We start from the raw sequence: 15,883 nt of genomic DNA on the forward strand, positions 1-15,883 counted from the left end.
CGTGGCGACAACGGTCAAACCAGTGGTTTAAGACGATAAACTACGCTTCAATGCATTAAATGATCACGCTTATCCTGACCTTATGGCTCGCAAACCTGAGGGAGCGAGTCAAAATCAATCGCTTCCGGCAGCCATTGCCCCTGAAAAGGAATACGCCCCAAATAAGGCATTCCCATGGTTTCCTGCAGGGTGTGAAGGTTTTCATCCAGGCAAAGCATGTGTTCATCCAGGCAGTTGGCAATCCAGCCCGCACAGGGAATGGCATGCGCCTTTAACACCGCAGCCGTCAACAGCGCATGATTGATGCATCCAAGCCGCATACCCACCACCAGGATGACTGGAATTTGACTAAGTGTCAAAAAATCAATCCAGGTCTCTTTCGCATTGACAGGGACCATTAACCCCCCAGCTCCCTCGATCAGCAGCAGATCTGGGCCAGTTAATGCTTTCGTCAGGCAATAATCAAGAATCGCCCTTGCATCCATATCCGTTCCTGCTTTGGCGGCAGCGATATGCGGTGAAATCGGCGGTTCAAACAGCCAATGACTATTGTCTTCATTACTGCCAGCATGGTGCTTAAGCAGGCGGGCATCTTCGCTGTAAAGGTCGCCATTCTCAGTGACGCACCCGGTGGCTACTGGTTTTAATGCCAACACCTGCCTCCCCTGCCGACGATAAAAATCGATCAGTTGGCAGGTGGTATAGGTTTTACCGCAATCCGTGTTGGTGCCGGTGATAAAAAAAGTCTTCATAACAGAAACTCAAATAATAATTGCAAATAATCATCCTGATGCGACAGGAAAGGCATGTGCGCCGCTTTTTGGAAAAGCCGGTAATGAAAATCAGGGTATTTTTCTGCCATAACCTCCAGGGTCAGGCGCGGTGTAATGGCATCAAGACGGCCAAAGGCAAAACAGGCAGGGTTTTGGTAATGAAGCAAGGCCTCACGAAAATCCCACTCGTTTAAAATCGTAAGACCTTGCTGCAGGGCTTCCATTGAAACCTTATCAGGAATTGATGGCGTCACTGAATGATGACGAGATTGCAGTTGAATAAACGCCCGCATTGTCTGTTCGGGATCCCGTGCTAAATTGCTTAAAAAGCCATCAAACACCTGTTTTTCAATTCCTGGCCACTGGCCTTTGCGAATAAAATGCGGCGAGGAAGCGGTTACCATCAATCGCGTCACCCGCAGCGGCTCCTCGATGGCGAGCCGCATGGCATACAAGCCGCCCATACTCCAGCCCGACACTGCAAATTCCCGAGGCAAGGCATTAAGAAGCTGATCTTTAAAGGCAGTCCACTCCATTAACGGCGAGCGGCCAAACCCCGGAAGATCAACCAGATACACGGTAAAATGCGCAAGCAGTTCGGTCGCCAGGGGCTCAAAAACGCGGTGGTCAAATCCCCAGCCATGCAGCAGCACCAGGGCCGGCCCTTTTCCTCTAATTTGAATGTTCAGTGTCATAAATGGCGTGGAGCTCGTTAAATAAATGGTCAATGTCTTTCGCATCGTGCTGATAATTGAGCACGATGCGTAACCCACTGTACTTGCGCGGAACCGTGGGCTCACGAATGGCCTGACAAAAAATCCGGCGTTGGCTTAATTCCTGAGCGTAGTTCAGGGCGGCGTGCGGACACCCCAGCCGCAGTTGCTGGATAGCGCTCGTCGAGTCGGCGAAACACAGCGGGCTTTGCGCGGCTTTTTCGCGAAAATAAGCGACCAATCCGTGCAACTGCCGCCGCCTGTCATCGGCATCGTAAATCAACTGAAACGTCTTTAAAAGCCCATACACCAGGGCGGGACTGATGGCAGTGGAGTAAAGGTAGGGACGTGCATATTGCACCAGGGCATCGACCCACTCGCCACATCCAGCCACCATCGCACCCTGCCCGCCGAATGCCTTGCCAAAGGTAATGATTCGAAGCGGTATCTGTTCCTGTGTTAAGGAAAAATGCCTGACAGCGCCCAGACCATGTTCGCCCAGCACCCCGAACGAATGCGCTTCATCGACAATGCAGGGGGCCTCATGCCTATCGCATAAATGACTGATGTCCTGCAAAGGCGCCATCTGACCGCTCATGCTGAAAAGCCCTTCGGTCACCACCGCCGCTTGCGCAGTATGGGCCAGTTTCTGACTTAAATCCGCCATGTCATTGCATCGATACCGGCAAAAGCGGGCATCGGCGAGTTTAATGCCATCATAAAACGAAGCATGGATGGCTTTATCAACAAGCAGGTGGCGATCAATCTTCGACAACAGATTAACCACAGCCAGATTGGCTGCATAGCCGGAACTGAATACCACCGCCGCATCCGTTGCAAGCGCTGCGGCGATGGTTTGCTCAAACTCCGCATGAATGGGGTGGTAACCGCAAATGACACCGGATCCGCCGCTGCCGACGGGATAGTGCTCAAACCCCAGCTGATACGCTTTTTTTACACGCGGGTCATTACTTAACGACAAATAGTCGTTGCTGCAAAAATGCAGATGAGTCGCGTCTACCGGTAACCCCTTGCGTGTGCGGTGAAGGCCTTGTTGCTGCAATCCCTGCATTTTCTCCGAAATAAGAGCAGAAAACCGACTCAAGAGAAGGTTTCCAGGCCCAGTTTGCCAAACAGGCGGTTGTCTTTATCGCGTTGCGGGTTATCTTCCGTCAGCAGTTTATCGCCAATGAAAACCGAATTGGCACCGGCAAAAAAGCAGAGAGCCTGCAATTCATCGCTCATTTCAGTACGCCCGGCGGTCAGGCGGATCACACTGTGAGGCATGATAATCCTTGCCGTGGCAATGGTTCTTACCAGTTCAAGGCCTTCCACTTGGCGGGAATTCGAAAGCGGCGTGCCTTCAACCGGAATCAATCGATTAATTGGCACGCTTTCCGGAGGGGTTTCCATGTTGGCCAGCGTCATGAGGAATTCGATACGGTCTTCGCGTGTTTCACCCAGACCTAAAATTCCCCCGCAGCACACACGGATGCCCGCTTTTCTAACCTGCTCAAGGGTATCCAGGCGATCGCTGAATTTGCGGGTCGTGACCACCTTGTCATAATAGGACGGCGAGGTGTCAATGTTATGGTTATAATAATCAAGGCCGGCGTCTTTAAGGCACTTCGCCTGTTCACCGTTTAACATGCCAAGCGTCATGCAGGTTTCCAGCCCCATGTCTTTAACGCCTTTAATCATTTCCTGCAGTTGAGGCATGACTTTATCGGGAGGACAACGCCAGGCGGCTCCCATGCAGAAGCGCGTAGCGCCTCCCGCTTTCGCTTCCTGTGCCTGTTTAAGCACCTGATCAACCGACAGGAGTTTTTCTTTTTCCACGTGGGTTTGATGGTGTCCGCTTTGCGAGCAGTAACCGCAATCTTCGGGACAGGCTCCGGTTTTAATACTGAGCAGCGTTGCTAATTGCAAGCCATTGGCCGGGTGATGCGTGCGATGAATGGTGTGCGCCTTGTGCAGCAGATCGTTAAACGGCTGGGTATAAATGGCGGCAACGTCACTTAACGTCCATCCTGCGCTGGGTTTGTTCATAGACCTTCTCTTTTTATTTCAGTGCCGCCATGATAAAGTCGCCAATTTTCTTGTCAACCAAAAAATATATTATGGTTAACATAGCGCAAGTCATCGCCAAGGATTTAAACCACATCTGGCATCCCTGCATGCAGATGAAAGAATTTGAAACTTACCCGCCGCTGGTGATTCATGAAGCCAAGGGCAGCTACCTCTACACGGATCAGGGACCCCTTATTGACGGCATCTCCAGCTGGTGGTGTAAGTCCTTAGGCCACGGCCATCCTGCCATTGTTGATGCCATCCGGCAACAGTTACAGTATTTTGAGCAGGTGATTGCCGCCAATACCACGCATCCCCTCCTTGCTGAATTCGGAGAAAAAATCGCTGAAATTACCAACAAACAGCATGTGTTTTTTGCCAGCGACGGTTCTTCGGCAGTTGAGATTGCCATGAAACTGGCGCTGCATGCCATGCAAATCCGGGGCGAGCATGCGCGTAACCAGTTTATTGCCTTACGGCATGCCTATCATGGAGAAACCTTGGCTACCATCAGTGTCAGCGACTTAGGCCTCTATAAAAAACCGTATGAAGGCTATGGCGTAGAATGCCATTTCATTCAGGAGGTACCCTATGTTCAAAGCCGCTTCGACCCCTTATGGGATGACAGCGAAGCGGCATGGCAGGCGATGTTGCCGCAACTCGAAAAAGTAAAGCACCAGACCTGTGCTGTTCTTGTCGAACCGCTTGTTCAGGGCGCAGGGGGTATGCTCTGCTACAGCGCCGACTTCCTTAAAAAACTGGCTCAGTGGGCAAACGACAACGGCATTTATTTCATTGCCGACGAAATCATGACCGGCATGGGCCGAACCGGGCAATGGCTGGCCTGTGAATGGGCAGGCGTTGAACCGGATTTAGTGTGTCTGTCCAAAGGACTGACCGCTGGCGCCCTGCCCTTGAGTTGCGTACTGATTGACCACGAGGTGTATACGCTCTTCTATGATGATTATGCGTCAGGCAACTCATTCCTGCATTCGCATACGCACAGCGGCAATGCCTTAGCGGTCAGCGCCGCCCTAGCGGCCATCAAGGTCATGGAATCAGAGGGGATTCCTGAGCAGGCCCGTGCATTGGGTGAGTTGATGCACGCCCTGATGCTTGACATTGCCGAAACCACCGGGAAACTCAGCCAGGTGCGAAGCCTGGGAGCGATTGTCGCTGCCGACATGGAGGCGTTGCCAGGGCAGCGAATCAGTCAGCGATTTTATCAAGAAGCCTGCCGGCATGGCGCCTTATTACGTCCGATGGGCAATACTCTTTACTGGCTGCCACCTTTGAATTCGGATGAGAAAACGATTAGGCAATTGGCGGAAATCACTCTAAACTCTCTGTATGGGGTGTATAAATAACTAAAACAATGATAAACGACATCCACAGCAGGCAGTTAAGTGCACAACAGACATTAACCATCAGCTGGTTCCTGCTATCGCTTATCGTGTTGTTTCTGGCTCTTTTCTATGAGTGGCGGCATTACCGTGAAGCCCGCGAGAATCAGATGGAATTGATCGCCAAGGAACGGGCGTTCCAGTTTGATGAGTTCATGGAAAATCTGATTCAAGGGACCTTTGCCTTAAATTTTACCCGTGATGAATTCAATGCCTGCCAAACTCAATTACTGCCAGTACTCACCGATTGGTTATTTAACAACCCCAATGTGTCTGCCATTGCCATAACCGATCCGGACGGAAAGACAACCTGTTCCACCTTAAACCTCACGCCGCCTGTTTTTTTCCCTGCCTCGGCGGCGCCTCATCTGCACGGGCCTTTTGATTCCGGCCATCACAAGCAACCGACTTACCTGTTGCAGCAGAAACTTGGGCAGTACCATTTTACGCTTTACATCTTAAGAAGCATTTTTGAAAACCTGCTAAGGCCTCTTGAAGCCACCAGCTTCAAAGCCATTGCCCTCTACGACACCCAACATAAAAAGCAGGTTTTTCAACTCACCCAGCGGCAGCCGGATTCTTCCCCGGAAAAAAGCATGATGCTGCGTATCCCATCGCAGACACTGGATGATTACCAACTGCTGTTTACGGCAAAAGGCCTGGTTTATGAAAAGCACTTTATTTATACTGAATTAATCATTGCCGCGGTGGTCATTCTCCTCTCGCTCTTTCTTTACTACCTTTTGCGAAAAGCCTTAAACCGTCGGTTTTCGCTGGATTACGCCCTGCAGAATGGACTGAGGCAGGGGCATTTTGAACCGATGTATCAGCCGGTCGTCGATGTAGCGAATAACCGGTTTTGCGGCGCTGAAGTTCTCATCCGCTGGCAGATGGATGCCAAACAGACCATCATGCCAGACTTGTTTATTGAAGAGGCCGAGGCCTCGGGGCTTATCGTACCCATGACCCTGCAACTGGTTGAAAAATCATTTCAGCAATGCGCTGAACTGCTTAGCAGCAATAACGATTTTCATCTGGCGTTCAATGTCTCCGTCAATCATTTTCTCGACAGACGCTTTTTTCCGCAATTTTATCAGCTCTGCGAACAATACGGCGTCAACAATCAGCAGATTATTCTTGAACTGACCGAGCGGCAGCTTTTTAATAAGGAAGACAAGGACAGCATGCGCATCATGCAGGACCTCCGTGAGCGCGGCTATTCACTGGCCATTGATGACTTTGGTACAGGACATGCCAGTATTCATTACCTGCAGCACCTGCCCTTTAATTATCTTAAAATTGATAAATTGTTTATCCAGGCCATTGGTACCGGTGCAATCACCGAAACCCTGAATCAGGCCATCATTAACATGGCGAACTCGCTTGACCTGGCGATCATCGCCGAAGGCGTGGAAACCATGGAACAATATGATTATTTGCGGCGTCATCGTGTAGACTATATACAGGGATGGTACTTTGCCAGGGCCATGACGATTGAGCAGCTCATCACGTTCATTGAGGAGAAAGCAAATGAAGCGATGCTTACAGCAGGCAGCTAGCCTGGCTTTATTCTGCGTTTCAGCCGCATCCATTGCACAAACACCAACAGGAGATAATTTCTGGCTGTGCAAAGCCCATGATCAGGCGAACCGCGAATGGCTGGCGCAGAGTGTGTATTCCATCACGGCGATTAACAAAGCCTATGACGCCTGTAAAAAACAAAGCGAATACCCGGAAACCTGCAAAACGTCCAGGGCAGATTGTGATGCCTTCGTTGACGGACGCTCCACCCGCCCGATGTGGCAATGCACGGCGCTGGATTTTTCAGGAACACCCTGGTTAAGCGACATCTACACGCTCCGCGATGATGCCGCCCTGGGCGCCAAGGCATATTGCATGGACAACAGCGGTATTCCTGAGACATGTTACATTAACATGATAACCTGTCGAAACATCAATGCGGCGAAACCCTGATGTATTGCGTCGGTTTAACGGGAAACATTGCCAGCGGCAAATCCAGCGCTATCCGTTGTTTTAAAAGCTTAGGCATTCCGGTGGTCATTGCCGATGACATCGCCCGCGAGGTCACAGCCCCAGGACAACCGGCACTTCGGGCGATTCAGCAGCACTTTGGCGATGCGATGCTTCACCAGGGCCACTTGAACCGTTCAAAATTACGTCAATTAATTTTTAAACAGCCTGAAGAGAGGCAGTGGCTTGAAAGCCTTCTTCATCCCCTTATCCGTCGTCAGATAGAAATGCGGGTTACGTCCTTTAAAGCCCCCTATTGCGTGATTGAAATACCTTTATTACTCGATCGCAGCCATTACCCGTATTTAAACCGAATCCTGGTCATTTTAAGTGAGTCCGAGCGTTTAATTGAGCGGGTGATGGCACGCGACCAGCATACCCGGGAAGAAGCGCTTGCTATTTTAGCAGCCCAACCTGACGAAGCCGCCAGACGGGCAATTGCTGACGATCTGGTCATAAATGAAGGTTCTCTTGCGGATTTTGAACAGAAAATTTATGATTTGCACGAAAAGTATTTATTTCTCGCAAACCTACCGTTGAATTCCAGCCAATAAGTATTGATTATTTTTAAAAACTCTTGTAAAGACCGGTTTGTATACTTTAATATTTCAAGTACAAAAAAACTGTTTAAACGTTGGCTAAGGATAGCAATTTTTTATGCCTCAAGATACGATCACCTTTCAACTGGCAACCCACTTTTTGCCAAAAATTGCCTTGCGCCTTGAATGCCTTTATCAAACCATTGATCAAGCCTGTCAGGAAACTCATCCGGTCATCCATCATTACGCGTTAAAAAACATCATTGAAATCATTAAACTGATCGAAAAACCGGAATTAAAAAGCCGTTTCCTTAAAGAGTTAATGCGCATAGAGCATTCGATTAACAAATCCAATACCATCATTGCGAGCGAGCTTTACGATAATCTTTATACTCAAATTCAATCCTTAACTCACACGGCCGGCCTGTTTGGCGAAGGCATTCATCAGAATCCGTTTTTACAATCGATTCGCCTGACACAGCCAACCCAAAGCAATGATTGCGAAATGTATTCTCCGCAATTGCTTCTCTGGCTGGAATCCAATCCCGGCGAGAGACAACGCGATTTAGCCATCTGGTTAAACCACCTGCGCACCCTGCAGGCGACGGTCACCATTTACCTGCGCTTACTGCGCGACACCGCCCAATTCGATGAAATCGACTTATTCAGCGGCTTTTACCAACGTGCTTTACCGCCGAAAACCTCCTGTCATCTTATTCTTTTGCGCATCGACAAAACCTTTGGCATTGTCCCGCGCATGCAGCTGGGTCATCATGGGTTAAGTCTTCGCCTGTGTGAAGCGTCCACCATGAGGGAAATTCGTGAAACCCATGCCCGATTGGACTTAGGCATTTGCCAGATATAATCCTTGCGACGGTGGGGATATTTGCGCTGACAATCTAAGCCATATATGATTTGGGCAATGATATGATTTGCCCAGGGGTTTTTATTTGTTTTCACGATCGAAAGGCGTTCTTTATTGCCTGTTATCCGGATTATTTTTTGGCTTAATCGGTTATTTTGGCATTACTGTGATTCATGAGCATATTTCCGTTTATACCATGTTATTCTGGCGATTCATGGTGGCTGGGTTATTCATTGCCTTGATCATGCTTTGGCAAAGGGATGGGTTAAAATTAACGCGCAGGGATTTTTTAACGATTCTAAGTCATGGGATTTTTTTCTATGGCGCCTGCTCCATCCTGTATTTTATCGCGGCAAACTACATCGGTTCCGGGTTAGCTATGGTCGTGTTTTTTACTTACCCCGCCTTAGTCATGTTAATCAACAAGCTCGTCTACCAGCTCCCCTTCAACCTCATTTATTGCATATCCTTGCTGATTATTTTCAGCGGCATGGTGTTTTTGGTGCAGGGCGGACAGTTTCATTTCAATCCAATTGGCCTTATTTTAAGCATTCTGTCTGCCCTGCTTTATGCGTTTTATATTTTGGCCAGTAAGAAAAGCCGTGTATCACCGCTGCCCTCGACCCTGGTGTTATGCCTGGGATGCATGGTCATTTCATTGATTACAGCCCTGCTTGATCGATCCTTCACCTGGCCTGCAAGTTGGTCGGTTTGGGCTAATATTTTGGGCATCGGCATCCTGTGCACGGCCCTGCCCATTCTTCTGCTGCTAAATGGTTTAAAACTGATTAGTTCCACCCAGGCCTCCATTTTGTCAGTTCTTGAGCCTGTGTTTGTGGTGATCTTCGGCATCCTGCTCTTGGGTGAACAGGTTAGCCTCATGCAAATGATGGGTGTCAGTATTATACTGTTAGGCTCTCTTCTGTCGTTGCTCAATGAACGGCACTCATGATTGAATTTGGCTATTCATTGAGCCATGCACCCAGGCCAGCGTTTAAACGGGGTCTGTTAACGTCCCTGACGAACAACCTGTTCAAGATCAATGGTTCTTTCAGAAGAGACTGAGGGCGTCATGCAACCCACGATGCCGCGGGCAAACGGGTAAATGCAAAACACTCCCGTGGCCATTCCAACCAGTGTGGAGACTGGCGTTAAAGCCAACCACAGCATGCGGATGTCCGCATCGACCTCCGCCGCACCCAGAATATAATAGGTTGCCACATGAACGCCAGTGGAGAGCGTCATGCTGGTACAGGCCGACACTTTATGGAAAAAGCGGCTGCTTGTCACCTGCGACGTCGTGTCTTTCACTGCGTCTTTCCTGGCCTCTACCTCACGTTCATAGTGTGATTTTTCTTTCCTGATTAACGCATCAATCTGAGGAGTAATGTAGGTTTGCTCAATGCCGGGATCAATTGCTTTGTCATACAGAGCCAATAATTTTTCAGGGTGGTTGTTTCTCAGTGATTGCGCAGCAAGTATTTTTAACGATAAAACGGTCATAATCCACTCAATGATTGTTTACAAATTAACAAAGTTGATTATTTTATTCTAATTCGATGGTAACGGGTATACCAAAGACCTGATATATTTGGGGGATCGCCTCATCGGGACGAATAATGGCAATCAATTTATTCTCGCGGGTAGCTAACGGATTAATCTGCGACAGAGGCACTTTCTCCGCGTAACTGGGTGTGTTAATGATGCGCCCTTCGATTTTCTCATTGCCAGGGAAAGTGATGGTGACCTGTTTGTTCTGATACACTTCTTCGGCGTATTTTGGATCAATGAAAGCAATGATGCGCATATTCCGTTCAGTAACAATGGTCATTAAATTTTGCCCGGCAGACACGTACTCATCCTGATGGGTTGAAATGCTCATGATGGTGCCCGGTTGAGGGGCCAGGATAGAAAAATGAGCTATTTTATCTTTCACTTCCGCAATATTGCTTTCAATTTCTAAAATCTTGCGTTTGTAATTGACCTCAAGGAGCGTTTTGGACTGCAGCTTCGCTTCCTGAATCTGCTGTTCAAGCGCGGCATAATTTCTCTGCGCGTTTACCCAGTTTTTCCGGGCTTCTTCCAATTGCAGCTCTGCCATATCCCCCTTATTGACGTATTTTACAAAGCGCTCGTAGACCGCTTTACTGGAATCGATGTCTTTTTTAGCGACGTCCAGTAAATTTTCCAAATTGTCTGGCGTTTGATCGCCCAAGGAGTTCATCAGGTCGGTGATGCGTTCTTTTTCCTTCTCCAGGTACTGCAGTTTGGTCAGGGTTTCCGGTGAAATGAATTTTAAAATCATCTCGCCTTTCCTGACCTTTTGTCCCGGTTGCACATTCAGATTTTCAATGTAACCTTCATCAGGCGCACGGATAATGATGGTGTCGTAAGCTATCAATCCTGAAAAACGGATAAAAACGTATTCATTAATTAATTGATACAACAAAATAGCCAAAGGAATACTTAAAATAAGTACCAGAAGAATCCAGCGCATCTTGGGAGGCGTACGGATCCCCTCGCCATACTGGACTGGCAATTGTTCTGACGGCGCTTTTTTACGAAAGTGAATTCCCATATCACCCGACTTTTATTTGGTTCTCTTTATAACCCACCAGGGGGCCATTGAAGAATCCTTATGTCCTTTAAAAATGATTTCATTTAAAATAAAAATGGTCGCCATGTAACGCATGAACTGCTGATAAATGGGCATTAATAGCACCCAGCCTATCATTTTGGCATCCTGCCGCGGCCTTTCCGAGACCAACAGTAAAAATAACACATACATCACTATTCCGGTCAGCAAATAATAACAGTAAACCAGGATGTTAACAGCGACAACCACCGTCAGGCTATATTGCAGAAATAATAGAATGCTGTAAAGCAGAACGATAAACGGCAGCACCAATTGGTAATACAGGCCATACCAGCTAAAGAAGAACATTTTCATGCGATTCATCAGTGCCGGGCTGAATTTACGCCAATGCCGCCTCACGTAAATATAATACAAATCCCCATCCCAGCGTAAGCGTTGCTTCAGCAGGGTTTTTAATTTGACAGGCGCCGCCGTCCAGGCAATGGCGAAAGGTTCATGGACTATTTTTAAATGGGAATACCGGCTGACGTAAACGTGCAGGCGCAAGGTTAAATCCAGATCTTCCGCGGTGCCATTTAACCAGCCGCCAATCTGCTTTAAAAACCCAGTGCGGAAAACACCAAAAGCACCGGAAATATTATTGGTTACATTTAATTCGGTTAAGCCGAAACGGCCAAGCTGAATACCGATCATGTACTCAATGGCCTGAAGCCTTGTCAGGATGGAGTCTTTGTAATTTCTCACCCGGACTGCCCCGGAAACCGCAATGACGTTCGGATCAATAAAATGAGCCGCAGCCTTGGCTACCGTCTGATTATCAATGGACGTATCTGCATCCAGCATAATCAATACTTCACCCTTGGCCAGTTTAAGACCTAAATTCATGGAGCTGGCGTGGCCGCCACGAGTCTGGCGTTCAATGACTGTGAAAAAACGATTAGGCAACTTCCCATACTGCAAGGCCAATTGTTTGGCATATTGCGCTGTTTTTATATTCTTGACGGCATTATCGACAATGATCATTGTTTCGATTTTACCCGGATAGATTTGCTCGCCTACCGCACGCATCGTGGTCAGGATTTCTTCATAGGTTTCGTTGTAAGCTGTAATGACAATGGTGACAATGGGATAATAGCCCCTGGCGAACTCGCCCTTAAAATGCAGGTTAATCCAGCCCCGAATACTGTAAAGTATCGTCAACACATAAAATGGCAACTCAAGTAAAAATACAAATGGGAAAAAAATAAACAGGAAGCTTTTGATGTTTCCCATGGAAAACAGGCTGGTAAAGTAGTAGGCCAGTCCATAGAGAAAATCATTCATTGCTGTTGATCCGGTTATACAATTCCGCCAGCAGCAAATCCGACCCGATGTCATTTTTTATCACATCCCAGGACGACATCATGCCCACACTGATATTAATTTTATTTTCAGACTGAATTTCAGCAAACGCCCTGATGCGCTCATGGATAATGTCGCAACCCTGCTGTGGGGTCATGGGTAAAAAGAAAATGACGGTTTTATTGTCACGCGTCACCAAATCACTGTCCCTTAATAAAGTCCTCACCCGCTCGAAAAACTCCATCAACAGTTTTTCTGTTTTAAACATCCCAAGCGTGTTGACTAACTCCTCTTCGTTGGTTACTTTTAGGGCAAAGAGGCTATAAATTAATTGATCATATCGTCGGGCAAGAATGGTTTGCCATTTGACAACCATCATAAAAATACTTAAATCAATGAGCTTCAAAAACTGGCCCAGTTCAACAATCAAATGCTGATCAAGCCCCTTGGCAAGAGACTCCCCGCGTCGCGCGAGCCGGTATTCATACAGGCGTTTCGCCTGCAAATCACCAGGATCAGAGAGTTTCTCACAAACCATGCAAACGGCATTGACCGCGGCCTCAAAGAAAGCATGTTGACAATCCTGGCAAATCTTATCCTCCATCGGCTTGTCATAATCGATGCCGATGTGCCGGAGTTTCACATGGCAGCGGCTGCAGACCAATTCTTCGTGGTGAAGAAATTCAGACAACGGACCGACATTTCCACAGGAAAAACAATGAATGAATGATTGCACAGCAATATGGACAGACTGGCAATTGGGACAGCAATTTTTAAAGTTTAGCAAACCGGATCGGCAATGCGGGCAGGTCTGGATTTCATCAATTAAAGTCTCATGCTTTAGGAGTTTTCGTGACTCCATCCCCTGCAGCATGTACCAATAGTGCTGAGCATCTTCATGAAATCCAAGAATATCCAGCAAGGGGTATTGGAAGCCGGAAGGTGAGCGATAATCCAGAAAACCTCTCAGAATGTACTCTTCTCTCACGAACAGGTAACTGCATATTAATTGCTCGAAATCGCTGATTTTTTCTTTATGGACGGCTTTAACTAACTGGATTTTATCCTGAATGGCTTTGGCCCGAGAAAACAGATCGTCGGTAAAAGCCCCATCCAGAAGCTGCTCGGCATGCTCAGGCGGCGTACCGGTATAAAAAACAGGGGACAGCTGGTAATTTTCCTTCTGTCTGATGTCGTGGATCACACTCAGAGTATAGCCGTCATTGAAATCAATAAGGACAAAAAGACAGCCCTGAGGTGGCAGCTGATTGATGCTTTCAATGGGAATAATCCCGTCGGGCAGTGTTTTCGCTGTCAATTGGCGGGTAATCAGATACCCGTTATTATCCTGCGCCATGTTGTTATCCTTTTTTTAGCAGGAATCGTTTAAAAATCGCTTTAAACCATCCTCAATGGGCGTTTTTGCCTTAAACCCCAGTTGCATTTGCGCCAGTTCCGTTTTACCCAGGGAGTGTATTAAATCGCCGCCGCGGGCAGGCAAGTAGTCAATTTCAGCCTGTGAATGAGTTAATTTAAGCATTAGCCAGGCTAAGGATTCAATAGTTATTGCCTCTCCGCTGCAGATATTAAATACGAAAGCCTCTGAACAATCGACACTGGCGGCTTTTATTAACGCATCCACCACGTCATCGATGTAAATAAAATCGCGCGTTTGCTGGCCATCACCATAAATGGTCAGGTTTTGGTGTGTCAAAATCGCCTGTTTGAAGTGACTTATGACACCGCTGTAGGGATTGGTGGCGGATTGACCAGGGCCGTACACATTGAAAAATCGCAGCCCAATGGAAGAAACGCCGGCCATTCGTGACATCATTCCTGCATACATTTCATTGCAAAGTTTGTCGCAGCCGTAATTGGAAACAGGATGAGGCGGCTCTTTTTCTTCCAGAGGCAGGGTCCTTGAGTCGCCATACACCGCCGCCGAGGAGGCATAGACCAGTTTGGGACGTTTATCTCGCAGCCTGATTTCATCGAGCAGATAATTAAACGCCAATGCATTCACGGCATGGCTGAAGAGCCAATCCCGCTCGCACAGGGCAATGGACGCCAGGGCAGCCAGATGAAAACAGGCATCGACCTCGTTGAGCAGATCATGCAACAGCGCTTTTGACAACACATCGCCCTCGATAATCAACGCATCACGCACGTCATAATACCCTGGCTTGTCGATGTTTTTATCAAGAATGATGACCTCAACCCCTGCCTTAAGCAGCCGGCGAGCGAGATGATTGCCGATAAAGCCCATTCCTCCCGTAACAAGTGCTTTTTTCATGATAATGAAATCCCTCCACTACCGTTTAAGGCTGTCCGATGAAGAATCAAAGCATGAATTGGGCCAGATTGTTAGGAGTAACAAGCGGAAACCGCGCCACCACAAAGAGTCTGAAGTAGCGCGGAAAAAGATGATTAATGAATGATAACCACTTTGTGGTCGTTGTGCCGCTTACAAAATTCCTTAACGAACTGCAAGTCGTCGCCAATTCTGTCTTTTAATCGGCCTTGTTGCAACGCGGCGAGTTCATTGTCATTAAGAACATTTTTGGCGTCATCACAACCCTGCAAAATTTTTATTGCTTTTTTTGCGGCACTAATTTTGACGGTTGCAGCGCGAGAATCCCACGCGAACAATCGAGCCCAGGAGCCATTGTATTCGCTGTGGGACAATCGACGTTCCCCTTCACGAAGCACCACGTAGTTGCATAATTTCGCTAAAGAAGTCTCTTGCAGTTCGCTCTTTATTTGTTCATTGACGCTCTTTGTATTAGGGTAATCGACTTGCCATTGATTCAGAGTGCCAATATACGCTTCTTGTACGACCATGCATTGGGGAGGATTCTTATTATCTTTGGTTTCTTGGGCCACCTCGTAAAGATTATGCAGGCTGTCGTCAAAATAGGTAATTTCCAAATCATCCGTTTCCAGCATCCCAAAGAGTTCCCGTCTTAAATGATCAAATTGCGCTACTTTGCCTTGCGGATAAAAGGAGGCAGGGTCTTCTTTTTTCATAGAATCGGTTTTTTCAACACCATCCCAAACCAAGGTGATTTCTTCGTTATATTGTTCCACTAAAGGAGCCGGTAACTTGAACTCTTCTCCCTGTTTTACTGAGCCGGCTGCCTTTTTTAATTCGTCTTCAAAGCCTTTCAGCACATCATCAAAGTATTGCATCGGCTTGCCATTTTTATAGTATGGGTCAATGGAGGTCGATACTCGGATGCGTTTTCCCAGCACCTTCCCAAGCTCATCAACCACATCGGGCGTATTAACAAGATCACCTTCTTCCACGCCAGATAATTGGTATTTACGTGGGATTTGTGCCATTTGAAGATAGACGCTTCGTTGCGTAAATAGAATGACTTCATCATACTCACGAAGTTGTTCAACCAGGGCTTGATTTAACCTGTTCCCATGAAGAATACAGCCATCAATATCCACAAATGCTACTTTTTTAGTCATAATTCACTCATCTGGTCATTTCCTGCCAGTATACCGGCCTTGAATTAAGGGATTATTAACACCATTGAAAACAGG

The 15,883-nt window shown here is 47.5% G+C and carries 16 protein-coding genes; 6 read left to right on the plus strand and 10 right to left on the minus strand.

The window, feature by feature from the left end:
* Nucleotides 1–80: 80 nt before the first annotated feature.
* The 4 genes from bioD to bioB are packed head-to-tail and all read right to left on the minus strand — an operon-like array spanning nucleotide 81 to nucleotide 3,535.
* Nucleotides 81–752: a dethiobiotin synthase gene (bioD, locus tag DYE45_RS08005; protein ID WP_115300732.1), complete on the minus strand. Its 672-nt coding sequence runs from the start codon at nucleotides 750–752 to the stop codon at nucleotides 81–83.
* Entirely contained in the window at nucleotides 749–1,468 is a 720-nt protein-coding gene (locus DYE45_RS08010; protein ID WP_115300733.1) for an alpha/beta fold hydrolase, read from the minus strand. The genes bioD and DYE45_RS08010 overlap by 4 nt, the downstream gene beginning before the upstream one ends.
* The gene (locus tag DYE45_RS08015) at nucleotides 1,446–2,591 is read right to left on the minus strand and encodes an aminotransferase class I/II-fold pyridoxal phosphate-dependent enzyme (protein WP_308810082.1); all 1,146 of its coding nucleotides are present in this window, start codon (nucleotides 2,589–2,591) and stop codon (nucleotides 1,446–1,448) included. The genes DYE45_RS08010 and DYE45_RS08015 overlap by 23 nt, the downstream gene beginning before the upstream one ends.
* On the minus strand, nucleotides 2,588–3,535 hold the full coding sequence (gene bioB, locus DYE45_RS08020) for a biotin synthase BioB (RefSeq protein WP_108293728.1): 948 nt from the start codon (nucleotides 3,533–3,535) through the stop codon (nucleotides 2,588–2,590). Before bioB ends, DYE45_RS08015 begins: the two co-directional genes overlap by 4 nt.
* Nucleotides 3,536–3,606: 71 nt before the next feature.
* Here bioB and bioA point away from each other — a divergent pair, with 71 nt between their 5' ends.
* The 6 genes from bioA (at nucleotide 3,607) to DYE45_RS08050 (ending at nucleotide 9,346) form a co-directional block, all read left to right on the plus strand.
* Nucleotides 3,607–4,923, plus strand: a complete 1,317-nt coding sequence (gene bioA / locus DYE45_RS08025; RefSeq protein ID WP_174703687.1) for an adenosylmethionine--8-amino-7-oxononanoate transaminase — start codon at nucleotides 3,607–3,609, stop codon at nucleotides 4,921–4,923.
* A gap of 8 nt (nucleotides 4,924–4,931) precedes the next feature.
* Nucleotides 4,932–6,518, plus strand: a complete 1,587-nt coding sequence (locus DYE45_RS08030; protein WP_108293732.1) for an EAL domain-containing protein — start codon at nucleotides 4,932–4,934, stop codon at nucleotides 6,516–6,518.
* Complete coding sequence (locus tag DYE45_RS08035) at nucleotides 6,490–6,933, plus strand: hypothetical protein (RefSeq protein WP_115300734.1); 444 nt, start codon at nucleotides 6,490–6,492, stop codon at nucleotides 6,931–6,933. The genes DYE45_RS08030 and DYE45_RS08035 overlap by 29 nt, the downstream gene beginning before the upstream one ends.
* Nucleotides 6,933–7,544, plus strand: coding sequence for a dephospho-CoA kinase (gene coaE / locus DYE45_RS08040; RefSeq protein WP_115300735.1), 612 nt, complete (start codon nucleotides 6,933–6,935; stop codon nucleotides 7,542–7,544). The genes DYE45_RS08035 and coaE overlap by 1 nt, the downstream gene beginning before the upstream one ends.
* Before the next feature lie 103 nt (nucleotides 7,545–7,647).
* Nucleotides 7,648–8,394 carry a cell division protein ZapD gene (gene zapD / locus DYE45_RS08045; RefSeq protein ID WP_108293738.1) on the plus strand — a complete coding sequence of 249 codons (747 nt, stop codon included), beginning with the start codon at nucleotides 7,648–7,650 and terminating at the stop codon, nucleotides 8,392–8,394.
* A gap of 85 nt (nucleotides 8,395–8,479) precedes the next feature.
* Nucleotides 8,480–9,346: a DMT family transporter gene (locus DYE45_RS08050; protein ID WP_160160702.1), complete on the plus strand. Its 867-nt coding sequence runs from the start codon at nucleotides 8,480–8,482 to the stop codon at nucleotides 9,344–9,346.
* A gap of 56 nt (nucleotides 9,347–9,402) precedes the next feature.
* Here the strand turns inward: DYE45_RS08050 and DYE45_RS08055 are convergent, their stop codons facing one another.
* The 6 genes from DYE45_RS08055 to DYE45_RS08080 form a co-directional block, all read right to left on the minus strand.
* Nucleotides 9,403–9,897: a hypothetical protein gene (locus DYE45_RS08055; protein ID WP_115300736.1), complete on the minus strand. Its 495-nt coding sequence runs from the start codon at nucleotides 9,895–9,897 to the stop codon at nucleotides 9,403–9,405.
* 43 nt (nucleotides 9,898–9,940) lie between these two features.
* Nucleotides 9,941–10,972 carry an HlyD family secretion protein gene (locus DYE45_RS08060; protein WP_108293744.1) on the minus strand — a complete coding sequence of 344 codons (1,032 nt, stop codon included), beginning with the start codon at nucleotides 10,970–10,972 and terminating at the stop codon, nucleotides 9,941–9,943.
* 12 nt (nucleotides 10,973–10,984) lie between these two features.
* Nucleotides 10,985–12,313, minus strand: coding sequence for a glycosyltransferase family 2 protein (locus DYE45_RS08065; RefSeq protein WP_242602719.1), 1,329 nt, complete (start codon nucleotides 12,311–12,313; stop codon nucleotides 10,985–10,987).
* Nucleotides 12,306–13,688, minus strand: coding sequence for a TackOD1 domain-containing metal-binding protein (locus DYE45_RS08070; protein ID WP_115300737.1), 1,383 nt, complete (start codon nucleotides 13,686–13,688; stop codon nucleotides 12,306–12,308). The genes DYE45_RS08065 and DYE45_RS08070 overlap by 8 nt, the downstream gene beginning before the upstream one ends.
* Before the next feature lie 15 nt (nucleotides 13,689–13,703).
* On the minus strand, nucleotides 13,704–14,624 hold the full coding sequence (locus tag DYE45_RS08075; protein WP_115300738.1) for an NAD-dependent epimerase/dehydratase family protein: 921 nt from the start codon (nucleotides 14,622–14,624) through the stop codon (nucleotides 13,704–13,706).
* 134 nt (nucleotides 14,625–14,758) lie between these two features.
* Nucleotides 14,759–15,808, minus strand: a complete 1,050-nt coding sequence (locus DYE45_RS08080; RefSeq protein ID WP_115300739.1) for a hypothetical protein — start codon at nucleotides 15,806–15,808, stop codon at nucleotides 14,759–14,761.
* Nucleotides 15,809–15,883 lie beyond the last annotated feature (75 nt).

This window comes from Legionella taurinensis, from assembly GCF_900452865.1.
In the GTDB taxonomy this organism is placed as follows: domain Bacteria; phylum Pseudomonadota; class Gammaproteobacteria; order Legionellales; family Legionellaceae; genus Legionella_C; species Legionella_C taurinensis.

Coding starts and splice junctions, on each gene's coding strand:
- DYE45_RS08055 (WP_115300736.1), bottom strand. CDS start 9,897: ATGACCGTTTTATCGTTAAAAATACTTGCTGCGCAATCACTGAGAAAC.
- DYE45_RS08030 (WP_108293732.1), top strand. CDS start 4,932: ATGATAAACGACATCCACAGCAGGCAGTTAAGTGCACAACAGACATTA.
- DYE45_RS08010 (WP_115300733.1), bottom strand. CDS start 1,468: ATGACACTGAACATTCAAATTAGAGGAAAAGGGCCGGCCCTGGTGCTG.
- DYE45_RS08035 (WP_115300734.1), top strand. CDS start 6,490: ATGAAGCGATGCTTACAGCAGGCAGCTAGCCTGGCTTTATTCTGCGTT.
- DYE45_RS08075 (WP_115300738.1), bottom strand. CDS start 14,624: ATGAAAAAAGCACTTGTTACGGGAGGAATGGGCTTTATCGGCAATCAT.
- DYE45_RS08065 (WP_242602719.1), bottom strand. CDS start 12,313: ATGAATGATTTTCTCTATGGACTGGCCTACTACTTTACCAGCCTGTTT.
- DYE45_RS08060 (WP_108293744.1), bottom strand. CDS start 10,972: ATGGGAATTCACTTTCGTAAAAAAGCGCCGTCAGAACAATTGCCAGTC.
- zapD (WP_108293738.1), top strand. CDS start 7,648: ATGCCTCAAGATACGATCACCTTTCAACTGGCAACCCACTTTTTGCCA.
- DYE45_RS08070 (WP_115300737.1), bottom strand. CDS start 13,688: ATGGCGCAGGATAATAACGGGTATCTGATTACCCGCCAATTGACAGCG.
- bioA (WP_174703687.1), top strand. CDS start 3,607: ATGGTTAACATAGCGCAAGTCATCGCCAAGGATTTAAACCACATCTGG.
- DYE45_RS08080 (WP_115300739.1), bottom strand. CDS start 15,808: ATGACTAAAAAAGTAGCATTTGTGGATATTGATGGCTGTATTCTTCAT.
- coaE (WP_115300735.1), top strand. CDS start 6,933: ATGTATTGCGTCGGTTTAACGGGAAACATTGCCAGCGGCAAATCCAGC.
- bioD (WP_115300732.1), bottom strand. CDS start 752: ATGAAGACTTTTTTTATCACCGGCACCAACACGGATTGCGGTAAAACC.
- bioB (WP_108293728.1), bottom strand. CDS start 3,535: ATGAACAAACCCAGCGCAGGATGGACGTTAAGTGACGTTGCCGCCATT.